Genomic DNA, 16,571 nt, shown 5'->3' with positions numbered 1-16,571 from the left:
GGAGAGCCCTAGGCGTGGATCGCACAGACTGTCAAGTCTGCGGGGATGGGCCAGCGCGACGGCCTGTTAAGGGTCTGTAAGGCCAGAACCCCTATAATCCCGTGGTTTTGCAGCTCGCCCCCTGACGCCGTGAATCCCGATCCAGCGCACGCACCGGTTGCGTCGCCCGCAGAGCCGCCCCGGCCCGTTCCGACGAACGACCGCGGCACCGCCAGCCAGGATCCCTGGGACGATGGAATGGAAGGAGATGCGGCTGCCGAACCGGCTTTCAAGCCCCTGACGCGAGAAGAAGCGCAGGACTTGCGGGCCCGGCTCCCGGTGATGTCCGTCTGGTCCTTGTTGGCCTGGCAGGCCGCAGCGGGGGTGGTCATGGTCGCGCTGTGGGGACTGCTGTCCCTGCAGGCCGACAAAACCTGGTCGGCGCTGTTCGGTGCCGTCTCGGTCGTCGTGCCGAACGCCCTGATGGCGTGGGGCATGACGCGGCAATCAGCCAGGGACGCGGGCACGCCGATGCTCACGTTCGCGGTCTGGGAGCTGGTGAAGATCATTCTGGCGGTCGCCATCCTGGTGGCGGTCGTCGCGGGTTTCGCATCGTTGAGTTGGGCGGCATTGCTCTCGACCCTCGTCGTGACCCTGAAGGCAAATTGGCTGGCCCTGCTTCGGCGGGGTCGAATCAGAAAATAGAGACGGAAACACCACCATGGCAGCAGAAGGGCACGCGCCGACTTCGGGTGAATACATCACCCACCATTTGCAGCATTGGCAGAAGAATTTCGCCTTCGAAGATGTGAAGCAGACGGGCATCGTCGACTTCAGCGTCTTCAACTTCGATTCGCTCATCTATTCGACGGTGCTCGGCCTGCTGGCCGTGTTCCTCCTCTGGCGTGTCGCACGCAAGGCGCATGCCGGCGTGCCGGGCCGCTTCCAGGCCGCCATCGAGATCCTGGTCGAGATGGTCGACAACCAGGCCAAGGCGGTCATCCACAACGAGAAGAGCCGCAAGGTCATCGGCCCCGTCGCCCTGACCGTGTTCGTGTGGATCTTCTTCATGAACTTCATGGACATGCTGCCGGTGGACTGGCTGCCGACGCTGTTCACCAACTATGTCGCCCACGATCCGCACCACGCCTATCAGCGCGTCGTGCCGACCGCCGACCTGTCGACCACGCTCAGCATGTCCACCTTCGTGCTGGTGCTGGTGTTCTTCTACAGCGTGAAGATCAAGGGCCTCGGCGGCTGGGGCCATGAACTGATCTCCGCGCCGTTCGGTGCCCATCCGGTGCTGTGGCCGTTCAACTTCGCCATGCAGGTCATCGAGTTCATCGCCAAGACGGTGTCCCATGGCATGCGACTGTTCGGCAACATGTTCGCCGGCGAACTCGTGTTCATGCTGATCGCCCTGATGGGCGGCGGCTGGGCCCTCACCGGAACCGGCATCGGCCTGGCCATCGGCCATGTCCTGGCGGGCACGGTGTGGACGCTGTTCCACATCCTTGTGATCACGCTGCAGGCCTTCATCTTCATGATGCTGACGCTGATCTACCTGGGCCAGGCGCACGACGCGCACTGATCCGGACGGACAGCCGCGATCTCTCGCGATTTCTCGATTCCTCGATTCCTCGATTCCTTTTCCCTTTCACCTTTATCTAACTCTCTCAGGAGCAAAACATGGAAAACATCCTCGGTCTGGTCGCTCTGGCTTGCGGCATCATCGTTGGTCTGGGCGCGATCGGCGCTTCCATCGGCATCGCGCTGATGGGCGGCAAGTTCCTGGAATCGTCGGCCCGTCAACCCGAGCTGATGAACGAACTGCAAACCAAGATGTTCATCCTGGCCGGCCTGATCGACGCGGCCTTCCTGATCGGCGTCGCCATCGCGCTGCTGTTCGCGTTCGCCAACCCGTTCGCCGCCACCTTCCTGGCCACCGTCGCTCGTTGATCGAGCCCGAACCCTTTCACGTCTGAAAGGATCGTGCCGTGAATATCAACGCTAGCCTCTTCATCCAGTGGATCCCGTTTGCACTTCTCGTGTTCGTCACGATGAAGTTCATCTGGCCACCGATCGTGAAGGCTCTGGACGAGCGCGCGGACAAGATCCGCGCCGGCCTCACCGCCGCAGACCAGGCCAAGGCCGAACTGGCCAACGCCAACAAGAAGGTCGACGAGCAACTGGCGCAGACCCGCAACGAAACCACCAAGCTGCTGTCCGACGCTGAAAAGCGCGGCGCTGCGATCGTGGACGAAGCGAAGAAGCGTGCGGAAGACGAAGGCGCCAAGATCATCGCCGCTGCCAAGGCCGAAGCCGAGCAGCAGTCGGTGCGCGCCCGCGAGGCCCTGCGCGAGCAGGTCGCCGCGCTGGCCGTCAAGGGCGCCGAGCAGATCCTGCAGCGCGAGGTCAATGCCAGCGTGCACGCCGAATTGCTGAACCGTCTCAAGACGGAGCTGTAATCATGGCTGAACTCGCAACCATTGCCCGTCCCTACGCCGAAGCGCTGTTCCAGGTCGCGTCCTCCCAGGACCTCAAAACCTGGAACGAGCAGCTCGCCGCGCTGGCGCTCGTCGCCGGCGACAGCCAACTGCGCCAGTTCGCCGAAGACCCCAAGGTGACCACCGAACAGGTGTTCCAGGTGGTGTCCGCGGCGAGCGGCCAGTCGCTGGTGCCCGGCGTTCAGAACTTCCTGCGCGAGGTGATCGCCAACGGCCGCCTGTCGGCGCTGCCGGCGATGGTCCAGCAGTTCCACGAACTGGCCAACGCCGCTTCCGGCGTGTCCGATGCGCACATCTTCAGCGCCTTCCCGATCGAGCCGGCCCAGTTGGCCGACGTGGTCGCGTCGCTGGAGAAGCGTTTCGGCCGCAAGCTGCAAGCGCAGGTTGAGCTGGAGCCTGGCCTGATCGGCGGTATCCGTGTGGTGGTCGGCGACGAGGTGCTGGACACCTCGGTGAAGGCCCGTCTGGAACGCATGAAAGTGGCGCTCACTGCCTGAAGCCTCGGCTTCAGGCTTCGGCCCGACTGCCTGAGATCCCCCCGATTCACCCTGGTGTCCCGCTTCGGCGGGATGCCGCTGGGAGCAAGCAATGCAACTGAATCCTGCTGAAATTTCCGAACTGATCAAGAGCCGCATCGAAGGCCTTGGCGCGTCCACCGACGTGCGCAACCAGGGCACCGTCGTGTCCGTGTCCGACGGCATCGTGCGCGTGCACGGCCTGTCCGACGTGATGCAAGGCGAAATGCTGGAATTCCCGGTCGCCCCGGACGGCACGCAGACCTTCGGTCTGGCGCTGAACCTGGAGCGCGACTCCGTCGGCGCCGTGATCCTGGGCGCTTACGAGCATATTTCCGAAGGCGACACCGTCAAGTGCACGGGCCGCATCCTGGAAGTGCCGGTCGGCCCCGAGCTGATCGGCCGCGTCGTGAACGCGCTGGGTCAGCCGATCGACGGCAAGGGCCCGATCAACGCCAAGATGACCGACGTCATCGAGAAGGTCGCCCCGGGCGTGATCGCCCGCAAGTCCGTCGACCAGCCGGTGCAGACCGGCCTGAAGTCGATCGACTCGATGGTGCCCGTCGGCCGTGGCCAGCGCGAGCTGATCATCGGCGACCGCCAGACCGGCAAGACCGCCGTGGCGATCGACGCGATCATCAACCAGAAGGGTCAGAACATGACCTGCGTGTACGTCGCGATCGGCCAGAAAGCCTCGTCGATCAAGAACGTCGTGCGCGCCCTGGAAGCCGCCGGCGCGATGGACTACACCATCGTCGTCGCCGCGTCCGCGTCGGAATCCGCCGCGATGCAGTACGTGTCGGCCTACTCCGGCTGCACGATGGGCGAATACTTCCGCGACCGCGGACAGGACGCGCTGATCGTGTACGACGATCTGTCCAAGCAGGCCGTCGCCTACCGTCAGGTCTCGCTGCTGCTGCGCCGCCCCCCGGGCCGCGAAGCGTTCCCTGGCGACGTGTTCTATCTCCACAGCCGTCTGCTGGAGCGCGCCGCCCGCGTCAACGCCGAGTACGTCGAAGCCTTCACCAAGGGTGAAGTCAAGGGCAAGACCGGCTCGCTGACCGCGCTGCCGATCATCGAGACGCAAGCCGGCGACGTGTCCGCCTTCGTCCCGACGAACGTCATCTCGATCACCGACGGCCAGATCTTCCTGGAAACCAACCTGTTCAACGCCGGCATCCGTCCCGCGATCAACGCCGGTATCTCGGTGTCGCGCGTCGGTGGCGCTGCGCAGACCAAGCTGATCAAGTCGCTGTCCGGCGGTATCCGTACCGACCTGGCCCAGTACCGTGAGCTGGCCGCGTTCGCGCAGTTCGCCTCGGACCTGGACGCCGCGACCCGCAAGCAGCTGGACCGCGGTGCCCGCGTGACGGAACTGCTGAAGCAGGCCCAGTACAGCCCGCTGTCCATCAGCCTGATGGGCGCATCGCTGTACGCCGCGAACAAGGGCTTCATGGACGACATCGACGTCAAGAAGGTCCTGCCGTTCGAGCACGGTCTGCACCAGTTCCTGAAGTCCTCGCACGCCGCCCTGCTGACGAAGCTGGAAAGCGACAAGGCCATGGACAAGGATGCCGAAGCCGAACTGAACGCCGCGATCACGTCGTTCAAGAAGTCCTTCGCCTAAGCAACCCATGACCGGGTCTCGTTGAAGTCAGGCAAGACCCGGCCCTCACAGGAGAAATCATGGCAGCAGGCAAGGAAATTCGCGGCAAGATCAAGTCGGTCGAGAACACCAAGAAGATCACCAAGGCCATGGAGATGGTCGCCGCTTCGAAGATGCGCAAGGCGCAGGATCGGATGCGCGCGGCCCGTCCGTACGCGGAGAAGGTCGGCAACATCGCCGCCAATCTGTCGAAGGCCAATCCGGAGTACCGTCACCCGTTCATGGTGGCGAACCCGGACGCCAAGTCGGTGGGCTTCGTGGTGGTCACGACGGACAAGGGTCTGTGCGGCGGTCTGAACACCAACCTGCTTCGCGCGGCGACCGGCAAGCTCAAGGAAGTTGAGTCCGCGGGTCAGAAGTCCGAAGTGGTGGCGATCGGCAACAAGGGTCTGGGTTTCATGAACCGGATCGGCGCCAAGGTCGTCGCGCATGCGACGCAGCTCGGCGACAGTCCTCAGCTCGAGAAGCTGGTCGGCCCGGTCAAGACGCTGCTGGACGCGTATGCGGACGGCAAGCTGTCGGCGGTCTACCTCTGCTACACGCGCTTCGTCAACACGATGAAGCAGGAGCCGGTGGTGCAGCAGCTGCTGCCGCTGACGGCCGAGTCGCTGGAGACGGATGCCGCGGGTCACGCATGGGACTACCTGTACGAACCCGACGCCCCGACCGTGATCAACGAGCTGCTGGTGCGCTACACCGAAGCCCTGGTCTATCAGGCCGTGGCCGAGAACATGGCGTCTGAGCAATCCGCGCGGATGGTGGCCATGAAGGCCGCGACCGACAACGCCGGAACGCTGATCGGTGAGCTGAAGCTGGTCTACAACAAGACCCGCCAGGCCGCGATCACGAAGGAACTGTCGGAAATCGTCAGCGGCGCGGCCGCCATCAGCGGTTGATCTCGCGATCGATCGCAGGCAACAGATTTGAATTGAAGGAACGAAGAAATGGCTAACACTCAATCGGTGGGCAAGATCGTTCAGTGCATCGGCGCCGTGGTGGACGTGGAATTCCCGCGCGACCAGATGCCGAAGGTGTTCGACGCCCTGAAGATGGAAGGCTCGACCCTGACGCTGGAAGTTCAGCAGCAGCTGGGCGACGGCGTGGTGCGCACCATCGCGCTGGGCTCGTCCGACGGCCTGCGCCGCGGCAGCGAGGTCTACAACACCGGCGACATGATCCAGGTCCCGGTCGGCCAGCCCACGCTGGGCCGCATCATGGACGTGCTGGGCAACCCGATCGACGAGCGCGGCGAAGTCTCGCGCGCGCAGACCGCGTCCATCCACCGCAAGGCCCCGGCCTACGACGAGCTGAGCCCGTCGCAGGAGCTGCTGGAAACCGGCATCAAGGTCATCGACCTGATCTGCCCGTTCGCCAAGGGCGGCAAGGTCGGCCTGTTCGGCGGCGCCGGCGTCGGCAAGACCGTCAACATGATGGAGCTGATCAACAACCTCGCCAAGGCTCACTCGGGTCTGTCGGTGTTCGCGGGTGTCGGCGAGCGTACCCGTGAGGGCAACGACTTCTATCACGAGATGTCCGACGCGGGCGTCGTGAACCAGGAGGACCTGAGCAAGTCGAAGGTCGCGATGGTCTACGGCCAGATGAACGAGCCCCCGGGCAACCGCCTGCGCGTGGCGCTGACCGGCCTGACCATGGCCGAGTCCTTCCGCGACGAAGGCCGCGACGTGCTGTTCTTCGTGGACAACATCTACCGCTACACGCTGGCCGGTACCGAAGTGTCCGCGCTGCTGGGTCGCATGCCGTCCGCGGTGGGCTACCAGCCGACGCTGGCCGAGGAAATGGGCCGCCTGCAGGAGCGGATCACGTCGACCAAGGTCGGCTCGATCACCTCGATCCAGGCCGTGTACGTCCCTGCGGACGACCTGACCGACCCGTCGCCCGCCACGACCTTCGCCCACTTGGACGCCACCGTCGTGCTGTCGCGTGACATCGCGTCGCTGGGCATCTACCCGGCCGTGGACCCGCTGGACTCGACCTCGCGTCAGATCGACCCGAACGTCATCGGCGAAGAGCACTACAACGTGACGCGTTCGGTGCAGTCGGTGCTGCAGCGCTACAAGGAACTGCGCGACATCATCGCGATCCTGGGCATGGACGAGCTGTCGCCGGAAGACAAGCAGGCCGTGGCCCGCGCTCGCAAGATCCAGCGTTTCCTGTCGCAGCCGTTCCACGTCGCGGAAGTGTTCACCGGCGCGCCCGGCAAGTACGTCCCGCTGAAGGAAACCATCCGTGGTTTCAAGATGATCGTGAACGGCGAATGCGACCACCTGCCGGAGCAAGCGTTCTACATGGTCGGCACGATCGACGAAGCTTTCGAGAAGGCCAAGAAGATCCAGTAAAGCCCGTTCGACGACGCGGTCCTGACGGACCCGTCGTCGATGAGCTGAACGGACTTCCCACCTTTCGATCAAGGAAACGCAATGGCAACCCTCCACGTGAACGTGGTCTCGGCGGAAGAGCAGATCTTCTCGGGCGAGGCGAAATTCGTGGCGCTGCCGGGCGAAGGCGGCGAGCTGGGCATCCTGCCCAAGCACACCCCGCTGATCACCCGCATCAAGCCGGGCGCGGTGCGCATCCAGCGTCCTGACGGCAACGAGGAATTCGTCTTCGTCGCCGGCGGTCTGCTGGAAGTGCAGCCGGGCGTCGTGACCGTGCTGGCCGACACCGCGATCCGCGGCAAGGACCTCGACGAGGCCCGAGCCCAGGCCGCGAAGCAGGCCGCCGAGGAAGCGATGAAGAACGCCAAGAGCGACATCGACTTCGCCAAGGCGCAAAGCGAATTCGCCGCGATGGCCGCGCAGATCGCGGCCCTGCGGAAGTTCCGCGCCAAGCGCTGAACCCACGCCGACCCTCTCCGGCCACCCCGCCGAGCGGCCCGCCTCGCACCATCGAGGCGGGCTTTCTTCATCATGACTCACCGCTTCCGCGTCGTTCGTTGGGCCGCCTGGGCCCCGGGTCTCGATTCCCCGGACAGCTGGTGCGCCTGGCTTGCCTCGCCCGCGCCTATCGCGGCCGAGGGCCAGCCGCCGCTCGCCGAAGTGCCGGCGATGATGCGCCGACGCATCGATCCGCTGGGCCGCGCCGCGCTGCAGGCCGCCTGGTGGGCGCAAGGCACGCCGGAAGAGGGCGCCGGCACGATGCCGGTGATCTTCGCCTCGCGCTGGGGTGAGATCGCCCGCTCACTGACGCTGCTGCAGCAACTGGCCGGCGGCGAGCCGCTGTCTCCCACCCACTTCAGCCTGTCGGTGCACAACGCGTCGGGTGCGCTGTATTCAATGGCGCGCCAGGACAGACAGAACTACCTCGCCGTCGCCGGCGGCGAACACAGCGCGGAAGCGGCCTTCTGCGAAGCCCTCGGCCTGCTGTCCGACGGTGACGCTCAGGTTCTGGTCGCGCACGTCGATGCGCCGCTGCCCGGGGCCTACGCGGCGCTCGGACAGATCGAGCCTTCGACCGCCGATCCCGCGCTGATGTCGTGGGCCTGCGTGCTGGCGCCGGCCCAGGACGGGGCCACGTCCTTTGCGCTCGAGCCGATGACCGCGGACGCGCTGACACCCGAAGCGCCATCGTCGCCGTGGCTGAGTGGCAGCCTGCCGGTGCTCGCGCTGCTCGCCGCGGCGGAGGCGCCCGACGGCACCGTGACGTCCACTTCGCTGGACCGGTTGATCGCCGGCCAGCCCGGCGGCTGGCGCTGGACGCGCCATCCCGCCCGTCGCGTAGACGCGCGCTGAGCCAATGCCATGGGCCTCCTGCTCGATATCCTCGACCGCACCGTCGGCCGCGCCTGGCGCGTGCTCGCGACGGCGATCGCCTTCACCAGCTTCGGTCTCGGCGGACTGATCCTCTGGCTGCTCTGGTTCCCGGCGCTGGACCTCCTCGTGCGCGATCGCGACCGTCGCATCGCCTGGGCCCGCTGGTCCATCCATCGAACATTCCGCGTGTTCATTGGCTGGATGCGGTTGCTGGGGCTGATCAGCTTTGACATCCGCCATCGCGAACGTCTGCATCGCGGCGGACTGCTGATCCTGGCGAACCACCCGACGCTGATCGACGTGGTGTTCCTGATCGCCCTCGTGCGAAACGCAGACTGCGTGGTGAAGTCCACGCTGGCGAGCAATCCCTTCACCAGGGGCCCGGTGCGGTCAACAGCATACATCTGCAACAATTACGGGTCGGAATTGCTGCAATCCTGTATGGACAGCATGGCGGCGTCTGGCAATCTGATCATCTTCCCGGAAGGTACGCGGACGCGGCCCGGCGAGCCGGTGCGCATGCAGCGCGGCGCCGCCCAGATCGCGACGCGCGCCGTCCGTGACATCACACCGGTGACCATCCGATGCACCCCGCTGGGCCTGACCAAGGGCCAGCCGTGGTGGCAGGTGGCATCGCGGCGCCTGCACTTCGACCTCTGCGTGGGTGAAGACATTGCGGTGGCGCCGTTCCTGGCGGCCAGCGGCGGCGAACCCGCACTGGCGGCCCGGCGGTTGACGGACCATCTGACCGATTATTTTTCGAATGAACGAGGGAGCCATGCAGGCGCTGGAACGTGACATCAAACTGCTATTGATCGAGGCCTTGAATCTCGAGGACCTGACGCCCGAGCAGATCGCCTCCGAAGACGCGCTCTTCGTGACCGGCCTGGGCCTGGATTCGATCGACGCGCTGGAACTGGGACTGGCGCTGCAGAAGAAATACGGCGTGAGCATGGCCGCGGACTCGGAAGAGACGCGCCAGCATTTCGCCAGCATCAGCGCGCTGGCCCGCTTCGTCGCGGCGCACGGCAAGGTCGCGGCTTGAAGCAGGCCGGCAGGGAGGATCCACGACATGACGAATGAAGACATCTTCGCGCGCCTGCGCGACATCCTGATCGAGACCTTCGACATCGAAGCCGGTCGCATCACCCCCGAGGCTCGCCTGTACGAGGACCTCGACATCGACTCGATCGACGCGGTCGACCTGATCGTGAAGCTCAAGCCGATGGTCGGCAAGAAGCTGCAGCCCGAGGCCTTCAAGGCCGTGCGCACGCTGCAGGACGTCGTCGACGCGTTGCAGGGCCTGATCAAGACGCCGGAGACCGCCGGCGCCTGAGGCTGACCGGAGTCGTCATGGCCCGTGCCGCGTTGTGGTTGCTGACGGCGGCCTATCCACTGCTCGTGTACCTCGGACTGGCGCATGCCCAGCCGCGCGATCTCGCGCTGCTGCTGGCGGCGCTGGCCGCGCTGCGCGCGCTCGCCCGCCGAGGCCGCGCGGAGGCGCGCCTCTGGTGGCGGCGCGCCGCCGGCGCCGCGCTGCTGGCCGGCGCCGCGGCGTTGATGAACGAAAGTCTGCCGCTCAAGCTCTACCCGGTGCTGGTGAACGCTGGCCTGCTGGGCCTGTTCGGCGTGAGCCTGTGGCACGGACCGCCCGTCGTCGAGCGCCTGGCGCGCCTGACGGAGCCCGATCTGGATGAACGCGGCCAGCGCTACACGCGCCGTGTCACGCAGGTCTGGTGCGGGTTCTTCGTGATGAACGGCGGCATCGCCCTGGCGACGGCCTTCTCGGCCGACGACCGGGTCTGGGCGCTGTACAACGGCCTGGTGTCCTATCTGCTCATCGGGCTGCTGATGGGCGGCGAGTACCTGGTGCGCCTGTGGGTGCGCCGGCACGACGCGGTCCGGGCCTGATCCTCTTTCCCCATGAGTCTGCTGAAGTCCCTGTGCGCGCTGATGAGCGCGCCCGACAGTCCCCGCCGACCCGTCGCGCGCCGTGCTGGCGCGTTGGTGGATGAAGCCGCCTTCCGCGCCCAGGCGCGTCGCTGGAGCGCGGCGTTCGCGTCGATGGCGGCGGGCGACCGCATGGCCGGTGCGCCGCACGTGGCGCTGCATTTCGAGGACACCCTCGAATTCGCTGCCGCGCTCTTCGGTCTCTGGGCCGCTGGCGGCACGGCCTGGCTACCTGGGGATCTCCAGCCTGCGACGCTGCAGGCGCTGCGCGGGCGCGTGGGCGCGCTCGCCAGCGACGCACCGATGACGGTGACAGGTCTTGTCGAGGACGCCGCGCTGCGGCGCATCGAGGCGGCCACGGCGCCTGATGAGCGGACGTTCGAGCCGCTCGATGCCGAAGCCGAACGGCTCGTCATCTTCACCTCCGGCAGCACCGGCCAACCGGGTGCGATCCCGAAGCGGCTGCGCGAGCTCTTCGCCGAGGTCGACGCGCTCGAGCAGGCCTTCGGCGCGCGCCTGGCTGGCGCAGAGATCCTCGGCCTGGTGTCCCACCAGCACATTTACGGTCTGCTGTACCGCGTCCTGTGGCCGCTGGCCGCGGGCCGGGTCCTGCATGCGGAGCGCCTGCCCTATGTCGAGACCCTGCTCGCCGCGCTGCGCGAGGGACCGCGTTTCGCCGTCGTCGCCAGTCCGGCTCACCTGAAGCGTTTGCCGCCCGCCGACAGCGCGCCTCAGGTCGAGGCCGGTCATCTCGCGCTGATCTTCTCTTCTGGCGGCCCGCTGCCCGACGACGCGGTGCCCGATTGCCGGCGCCTCTTCGGCCAGGCGCCGCTGGAGGTCTACGGCAGCAGCGAGACCGGCGGCGTGGCCTGGCGCCAGCGCGACGACGGCGCGCCGACGACGTGGACCGCGCTGCCCGGCATCGAATGGCGGGCCGATGAATCCGGCACGCTGCGCATCCGCTCGCACCACTTGCCCGATCCCGCCGAATGGTTCGAGAGCGCCGATCGCGTGCGCCTCACCGCCGACGGCTTCGAGCTGCTGGGTCGCGCCGATCGCATCGTGAAGATCGAAGGCAAGCGCGTGTCGCTGCAGACCATAGAGACGGTGCTGCGCGACAGCGGCTGGCTGGACGAGCTGCGCGTCTTCGTGCTGGAGTCGGGCGCGCGCGAGCAGCTCGCCGTGGCCGCGCAGCTCAACGAAGCCGGCTGGGCCGAGCACGACGCGCGCGGCAAGGCCGCGTTCGCGCAAGTGCTGCGGGACCGCCTCGCGCCCCACCTGGAACGCATCGCGTTGCCGAGGCGCTGGCGCTTCCTCTCTCAGCTGCCGGTGAATGCGCAAGGCAAGGTCACGGTCGCCGCGCTGACGCGACTCTTCGATCCCCGACGCCCGGGCGTGCGCCTCCTCGCGCGTTCGTCGAACGAGGTCACGCTGCGACTCAGCGTCGACGCGAGCCTGCCGCAGTTCGACGGCCATTTCCCCGGCCACCCGATCCTGCCCGGCGTCGCCCAGCTCGACTGGGTGATGCTGCTCGCCCGCGAGTGGCTGCCGTTGCCGCCCGCGGGACAGGCCACCGGTCAGGCGGACTTCGCGGGCATCGACAACCTCAAGTTCCAGCAGGTGATCTCGCCCGGCATGACCGTGGAGCTCACGCTCGCCTTCAGTGCGCCGCTGCTGAGCTTCAGCTATCGCTCCGCCGCCGGTTCCCACGCCGCCGGCAAGATCCGCCTGCAAGGCACTGCACCATGAACCTCACCGCGGTCGTGCCCGTCTACAACCATGGCGGCCCGGTGGGCGGCGTCGTGCGGGCCCTGCGCGCGTGGGGACTGCCGGTCCTGCTGGTCGACGACGGCAGCGAGCCCGGCTGCGCCGCCGTGCTGGACGCATTGGCCGCCGCCGATGCGGAGGTGCGCCTCCTGCGTCTCGCGGTCAACCAGGGCAAGGGCGGCGCGATGATCGCCGGCCTGACGGAGGCGCAGCGCCTGGGCTTCACGCACGCGTTGCAGATCGACGCCGACGGCCAGCACGATGTCGCCGACCTGCCGCGCTTCCTGGCCGAGGCCGAGACCTTCCCCCACCACTTCATCTGCGGCTGCCCCGTCTATGACGCGTCGGTGCCCAAGGGCCGTCTCTACGGCCGCTACGCGACCCACGTCTGGGTGTGGATCAACACGCTGTCCTTCGCGGTGAAGGACTCGATGTGCGGCTTCCGCGTCTATCCGCTGGCGCCGACCGTGGCTCGTCTGAAGCGCACGCGCATCGGCCGGCGCATGGACTTCGACGTCGAGATCGCGGTGCGCCTGGTCTGGGACGGCGTGCGCGTGCGCAACGTGCCGACGCGGGTGCGGTATCCCGAGGACGGCGTCTCGCACTTCCGCGCGCTGCGGGACAACGTGCTGATCTCGTGGATGCACACGCGGCTGTTCTTCGGCATGCTGCCGCGCCTGCCGCTGCTGCTGTGGCGCAAGGTGGCGGCATGAGCGATCCGCACGCGACGGCGGCGTCGGGCGGGCCGGGCGAACCGAGGGAACCGCGGCATTGGGCCCAGTTCGGCGAGACGACCTTCGTCGCCGGCATCTGGCTGCTCTATGCGCTGCATCGCGTGGCGGGACGATGGCTGTTCCGCGCGGCGATGTTCCCTGTCGTGTTGGTGCACTGGCTGAGCCGTCCCGCGCTGCGTCGCGACAGTCTCGACTACCTGCGCCGTGTGCATGCGCAGACCGGCCGTGCGGCGCCGACCTGGCGCGACAGCGTCGCCCATGTCGCGCTCTTCGCCGACACCATGCTCGACAAGCTGCTGGCGATGGCCGGCCGCTATCCCGCGGAGCGCGTCAGCGTGGACGGCAAGGACGAGGTCCTGGCGCACCTGCGCACGGGCCAGGGCGTCGTGCTCGCGACGGCCCACATCGGCTGCCTGGAGCTCTGCCGGGCGCTCGCCGGCCGGATGCCGGGCCTGCGCCTCAACGTGCTGGTGCACACGCGCCACGCGCAGAGCTTCAACCGCATCCTCGACCGGCTGCAGGGCGCCGACGCCATCGCGGACGGCGCGAGCGTGCGCCTGATCGAGGTCACCGGCATCGACCCCGCGCTGGCGATGCAGCTGGCCGAGCGCATCGCCGCCGGCGAGTGCATCGTCATCGCCGGCGACCGCGTGCCGGTCAACAGCGGCCGCACGCTGACGCTGCCCTTCCTGGGCGCGCCGGCACGCTTCCCGATCGGGCCCTACCTGATCGCCGGGCTGCTCAAGTGCCCGCTCTTCTTCATGGGCTGCGTGCACGAGGGCCGCGGCTACGCGCTGCGCTTCGAGCGCCTGGCCGAGCGCATCGCGCTGCCGCGCGGCGACCGCGAGGGCGCGATGACCGCGCCCGCGCTCGCCTACGTCGACGCGCTGACGCGCTGCCTGCGGCGTTCGCCGCATGACTGGTTCAACTTCTTCCCGTTCTGGAATCAACCCGATGTCGAGTCCTGAGACCCCGCTGCCCCTCGTGACCTTCGACGGCGGGCCGCTTCGCATCGAGGACGTCGCCGCGCTGGCGGAACGCCGCGCGGAGGCTCGCCTGTCGGCCGATCCCGCCTTCCAGGCGCGCATCCGGGCCGGCGCCGACTTCGTCGCCCGCCTGCTGGCCGAGGACGGCGTCATCTACGGCGTGACGACCGGCTACGGCGATTCCTGCACGGTCGAGATCCCGCCGCACCTGGTCACGGAGCTGCCGCACCACCTCTACACGTACCACGGCTGCGGCGCGGGGGCCTACCTCACGGCGGAGCAGACACGCGCCGTGCTGGCCGCGCGGCTGAACTCGCTGGCGCAAGGCATGTCGGGCGTCAGCCTGGAGCTGTTGCAGGGCCTGGAGCAGCTGCTGCGCCACGACGTGCTGCCGCTGATCCCGTCCGAAGGTTCGGTCGGCGCGAGCGGCGACCTGACGCCGCTGTCCTACGTCGCCGCGGTGCTCTGCGGCGAGCGCGAGGTGATGTGGCGCGGCGAGCGCATGGCCGCGGCCGACGCGCTCAAGGCCATCGGCCTGGCGCCGCACCGGCTGCGCCCGAAGGAGGGCCTCGCGATCATGAACGGCACGGCCGTCATGACCGGCCTGGCCTGCCTGGCGTGGATGCGCGCCGACTACCTGAACCGCATGGCCACGCGCCTGACGGCGATGAACGTCGTCGCCAGCGCCGGCAACGCGCATCACTTCGACGAGACGCTGTTCGCCGCGAAGCCCCACCCGGGCCAGCAGAAGATCGCCGCGCGCCTGCGCGCCGATCTCGCGGTCGACGCGCCCAGCCGCAATTCGCATCGCCTGCAGGACCGCTACTCGCTGCGCTGCGCGCCGCACGTCATCGGCGTGCTCGAAGACAGCCTGCCCTTCCTGCGCCAGCTGATCGAGAACGAGCTCAACAGCGCCAACGACAACCCGCTGATCGACGCCGAGAACGAACGCGTGCTGCACGGCGGCCATTTCTACGGCGGCCACATCGCCCTGGCGATGGACACGCTGAAGAACGCCGTCGCCAACGTCGCCGACCTGCTGGACCGCCAGCTCGCGCTGCTGGTGGACACCCGCTACAACCACGGCCTGCCGTCCAACCTGTCGGGCGCCTCCGGCGAACGCGCCGCGATCAACCACGGCCTGAAGGCGCTGCAGATCAGCGTCTCCGCCTGGACCGCCGAAGCGCTCAAGCAGACGATGCCGGCGTCGGTCTTCAGCCGCTCGACCGAGTGCCACAACCAGGACAAGGTCAGCATGGGCACGATCGCCGCGCGCGACTGCCTGCGCGTGCTGGAGCTGTCCGAGCAGGTCGTCGCCGCGATGCTGATCGCCGCGCGCCAGGGCCTGGCGCTGCGGGCGCGCCAGCAGCCGGAGCCACTCGCGCTGGGCGCCGAGGCGGCGGCGATGTTCGAGGAACTGTCGACGCGCCTGCCGCTGATCGAGGAAGACCGCGCGCTGGACCGCGAACTGATCGCGCTGGTGCAGGCGCTGCGCGAGCGGCAGTGGAGGCTCCATGACGACTGACGCCGCCGACGACGGCTCGGATCGCAGCGCCGACCGCAAGTCCGACCACGCGCCCGATCTCAGCCATGAAATCGAGCTCTCGCCGGCCTTCCACGACATCGACGTCATGGAGATCGTCTGGCACGGCAACTACGTGAAGTACCTGGAGCTGGCGCGCAGCGCGCTGCTGCAGAAGTTCGACTACGACTATCCGCAGATGCGGGCGTCGGGCTACGCCTGGCCGATCGTCGACATGCGGCTGAAGTACGTGGGCACGGTCGAGTACGGCCAGGCCGTGCGCATCCGCGCCGAGATCGTCGAGTGGGAGAACCGCCTGAAGGTCGAGTACCAGGTGCGCGACGCGGCGACCGGCCGCGTGCTCAACAAGGCCTACACGATCCAGGTCGCGCTGGAGATCGCGTCGCGGCAGATGCAGTACGTCTGCCCGCGCGTGCTGTGGGACAAGCTCGGTGTGAGGCCGGCATGACGACGATGGGCAAGATGGCTCCGATGGATTCGATCGATCCGATGTACTCGATGGGCACGATGCCCACGACGAGCGTGGATCCGGGCCGTCGCCGGCTGCTGGCGCTCGCCGCGTTGTCGGCGATCGGGCTGCCGGCCACCGCGCTCGCGGCGACCGACGAAGCCACCCTGATGAAGGGCGTGCAGGCGCGCCTGCGCCAGCCCGAGTGGCTGCGCGGCGACTTCGAGCAGTCGAAGCAGGTGCCCGGCTTCAAGAAGCCGGTGGTCTCGCGCGGCGATTTCGTCGTGGCGCGCGGCCGCGGTGTGCTGTGGCGCACGCGCACGCCGTTCGAGAGTGAGCTCCGTCTGACGCGCGACGAAATCCGCGCCAGCCAGGGCGGCGCGACGTCGATGAAGATGGACGCGCAGCGCGAGCCCGCGCTGCGGCTGGTCAACGAGATGATGTTCGCGCTGCTCGGCGGCGACGTGGGCGCGCTGTCCAAGCTCTTCGCGATGGACGGCGAGTTGACCGGCCCGGCTGCCTGGAAGCTGGATCTGCGACCGCGCCAGGCGGCGTGGCTGCAGGTCCTGCAGCGGCTTGCGCTCAGCGGCGACACGCATGTGCGCGCGGTCGAGCTGGTCGAGGCCGGCGGCGATGTGACGCGCATCGGCTTCTCCAATCTGCGCGACACCGCCCCCGAGGGCGGCGCCCGGCTCTTCGACTGATC

At 67.8% G+C, this 16,571-nt stretch carries 20 protein-coding genes; all 20 read left to right on the top strand.

Features of this window, described 5'->3' with window-relative positions:
- The first annotated feature begins 237 nt into the window (after positions 1-237).
- The 20 genes from PV762_RS12820 to PV762_RS12725 all read left to right on the top strand — a co-directional run bounded on the left by PV762_RS12820 (position 238) and on the right by PV762_RS12725 (position 16,569).
- The gene (locus tag PV762_RS12820) at positions 238-684 is read left to right on the top strand and encodes an ATP synthase subunit I (protein ID WP_421035399.1); all 447 of its coding nucleotides are present in this window, start codon (positions 238-240) and stop codon (positions 682-684) included.
- 16 nt (positions 685-700) lie between these two features.
- Entirely contained in the window at positions 701-1,570 is an 870-nt protein-coding gene (gene atpB / locus PV762_RS12815; RefSeq protein WP_421035398.1) for a F0F1 ATP synthase subunit A, read from the top strand.
- Between the two features lie 98 nt (positions 1,571-1,668).
- Positions 1,669-1,938: a F0F1 ATP synthase subunit C gene (atpE, locus tag PV762_RS12810; protein ID WP_421035397.1), complete on the top strand. Its 270-nt coding sequence runs from the start codon at positions 1,669-1,671 to the stop codon at positions 1,936-1,938.
- A 38-nt stretch (positions 1,939-1,976) separates the two neighbouring features.
- Positions 1,977-2,447 (top strand): F0F1 ATP synthase subunit B, encoded by a 471-nt coding sequence (locus PV762_RS12805; RefSeq protein ID WP_421035396.1) that lies wholly within the window; start codon positions 1,977-1,979, stop codon positions 2,445-2,447.
- A gap of 2 nt (positions 2,448-2,449) precedes the next feature.
- A complete protein-coding gene (locus PV762_RS12800; protein WP_421035395.1) occupies positions 2,450-2,983 on the top strand; it encodes a F0F1 ATP synthase subunit delta in 534 nt (177 codons plus the stop codon).
- A gap of 91 nt (positions 2,984-3,074) precedes the next feature.
- On the top strand, positions 3,075-4,628 hold the full coding sequence (gene atpA, locus PV762_RS12795) for a F0F1 ATP synthase subunit alpha (RefSeq protein WP_377158330.1): 1,554 nt from the start codon (positions 3,075-3,077) through the stop codon (positions 4,626-4,628).
- Positions 4,629-4,687: 59 nt separating this feature from the next.
- The gene (gene atpG, locus PV762_RS12790) at positions 4,688-5,563 is read left to right on the top strand and encodes a F0F1 ATP synthase subunit gamma (protein ID WP_297530792.1); all 876 of its coding nucleotides are present in this window, start codon (positions 4,688-4,690) and stop codon (positions 5,561-5,563) included.
- A 48-nt stretch (positions 5,564-5,611) separates the two neighbouring features.
- On the top strand, positions 5,612-7,024 hold the full coding sequence (atpD, locus tag PV762_RS12785) for a F0F1 ATP synthase subunit beta (RefSeq protein WP_421035394.1): 1,413 nt from the start codon (positions 5,612-5,614) through the stop codon (positions 7,022-7,024).
- 81 nt (positions 7,025-7,105) lie between these two features.
- Positions 7,106-7,522, top strand: a complete 417-nt coding sequence (locus tag PV762_RS12780; RefSeq protein WP_421035393.1) for a F0F1 ATP synthase subunit epsilon — start codon at positions 7,106-7,108, stop codon at positions 7,520-7,522.
- A gap of 72 nt (positions 7,523-7,594) precedes the next feature.
- Positions 7,595-8,416 (top strand): beta-ketoacyl synthase chain length factor, encoded by an 822-nt coding sequence (locus PV762_RS12775; RefSeq protein WP_421035392.1) that lies wholly within the window; start codon positions 7,595-7,597, stop codon positions 8,414-8,416.
- Between the two features lie 9 nt (positions 8,417-8,425).
- The gene (locus tag PV762_RS12770; protein WP_421035391.1) at positions 8,426-9,235 is read left to right on the top strand and encodes a lysophospholipid acyltransferase family protein; all 810 of its coding nucleotides are present in this window, start codon (positions 8,426-8,428) and stop codon (positions 9,233-9,235) included.
- Positions 9,216-9,482 carry a phosphopantetheine-binding protein gene (locus PV762_RS12765; RefSeq protein ID WP_421035390.1) on the top strand — a complete coding sequence of 89 codons (267 nt, stop codon included), beginning with the start codon at positions 9,216-9,218 and terminating at the stop codon, positions 9,480-9,482. Before PV762_RS12770 ends, PV762_RS12765 begins: the two co-directional genes overlap by 20 nt.
- A 27-nt stretch (positions 9,483-9,509) precedes the next feature.
- Positions 9,510-9,773, top strand: a complete 264-nt coding sequence (locus PV762_RS12760; RefSeq protein WP_421035389.1) for an acyl carrier protein — start codon at positions 9,510-9,512, stop codon at positions 9,771-9,773.
- Positions 9,774-9,790: 17 nt separating this feature from the next.
- Positions 9,791-10,348: a hypothetical protein gene (locus tag PV762_RS12755; RefSeq protein WP_421035388.1), complete on the top strand. Its 558-nt coding sequence runs from the start codon at positions 9,791-9,793 to the stop codon at positions 10,346-10,348.
- 12 nt (positions 10,349-10,360) lie between these two features.
- A complete protein-coding gene (locus tag PV762_RS12750) occupies positions 10,361-12,136 on the top strand; it encodes an AMP-binding protein (protein ID WP_421035387.1) in 1,776 nt (591 codons plus the stop codon).
- The gene (locus PV762_RS12745; protein ID WP_421035386.1) at positions 12,133-12,867 is read left to right on the top strand and encodes a glycosyltransferase family 2 protein; all 735 of its coding nucleotides are present in this window, start codon (positions 12,133-12,135) and stop codon (positions 12,865-12,867) included. Before PV762_RS12750 ends, PV762_RS12745 begins: the two co-directional genes overlap by 4 nt.
- Complete coding sequence (locus PV762_RS12740) at positions 12,864-13,856, top strand: acyltransferase (RefSeq protein ID WP_421035385.1); 993 nt, start codon at positions 12,864-12,866, stop codon at positions 13,854-13,856. Before PV762_RS12745 ends, PV762_RS12740 begins: the two co-directional genes overlap by 4 nt.
- Complete coding sequence (locus PV762_RS12735) at positions 13,843-15,399, top strand: HAL/PAL/TAL family ammonia-lyase (RefSeq protein ID WP_421035384.1); 1,557 nt, start codon at positions 13,843-13,845, stop codon at positions 15,397-15,399. The genes PV762_RS12740 and PV762_RS12735 overlap by 14 nt, the downstream gene beginning before the upstream one ends.
- Entirely contained in the window at positions 15,389-15,865 is a 477-nt protein-coding gene (locus PV762_RS12730) for an acyl-CoA thioesterase (protein ID WP_421035383.1), read from the top strand. The genes PV762_RS12735 and PV762_RS12730 overlap by 11 nt, the downstream gene beginning before the upstream one ends.
- Positions 15,866-15,879: 14 nt before the next feature.
- Positions 15,880-16,569 carry a LolA family protein gene (locus tag PV762_RS12725; protein WP_421035382.1) on the top strand — a complete coding sequence of 230 codons (690 nt, stop codon included), beginning with the start codon at positions 15,880-15,882 and terminating at the stop codon, positions 16,567-16,569.
- The last annotated feature ends 2 nt before the right edge of the window (positions 16,570-16,571 follow it).

The sequence above is a fragment of the Mitsuaria sp. CC2 genome (assembly GCF_048957715.1).
Classification (GTDB): domain Bacteria; phylum Pseudomonadota; class Gammaproteobacteria; order Burkholderiales; family Burkholderiaceae_C; genus Roseateles.
Note: the sequence above shows the minus strand (reverse complement) of the source record. Positions and strands in the feature narration are given on the sequence as shown.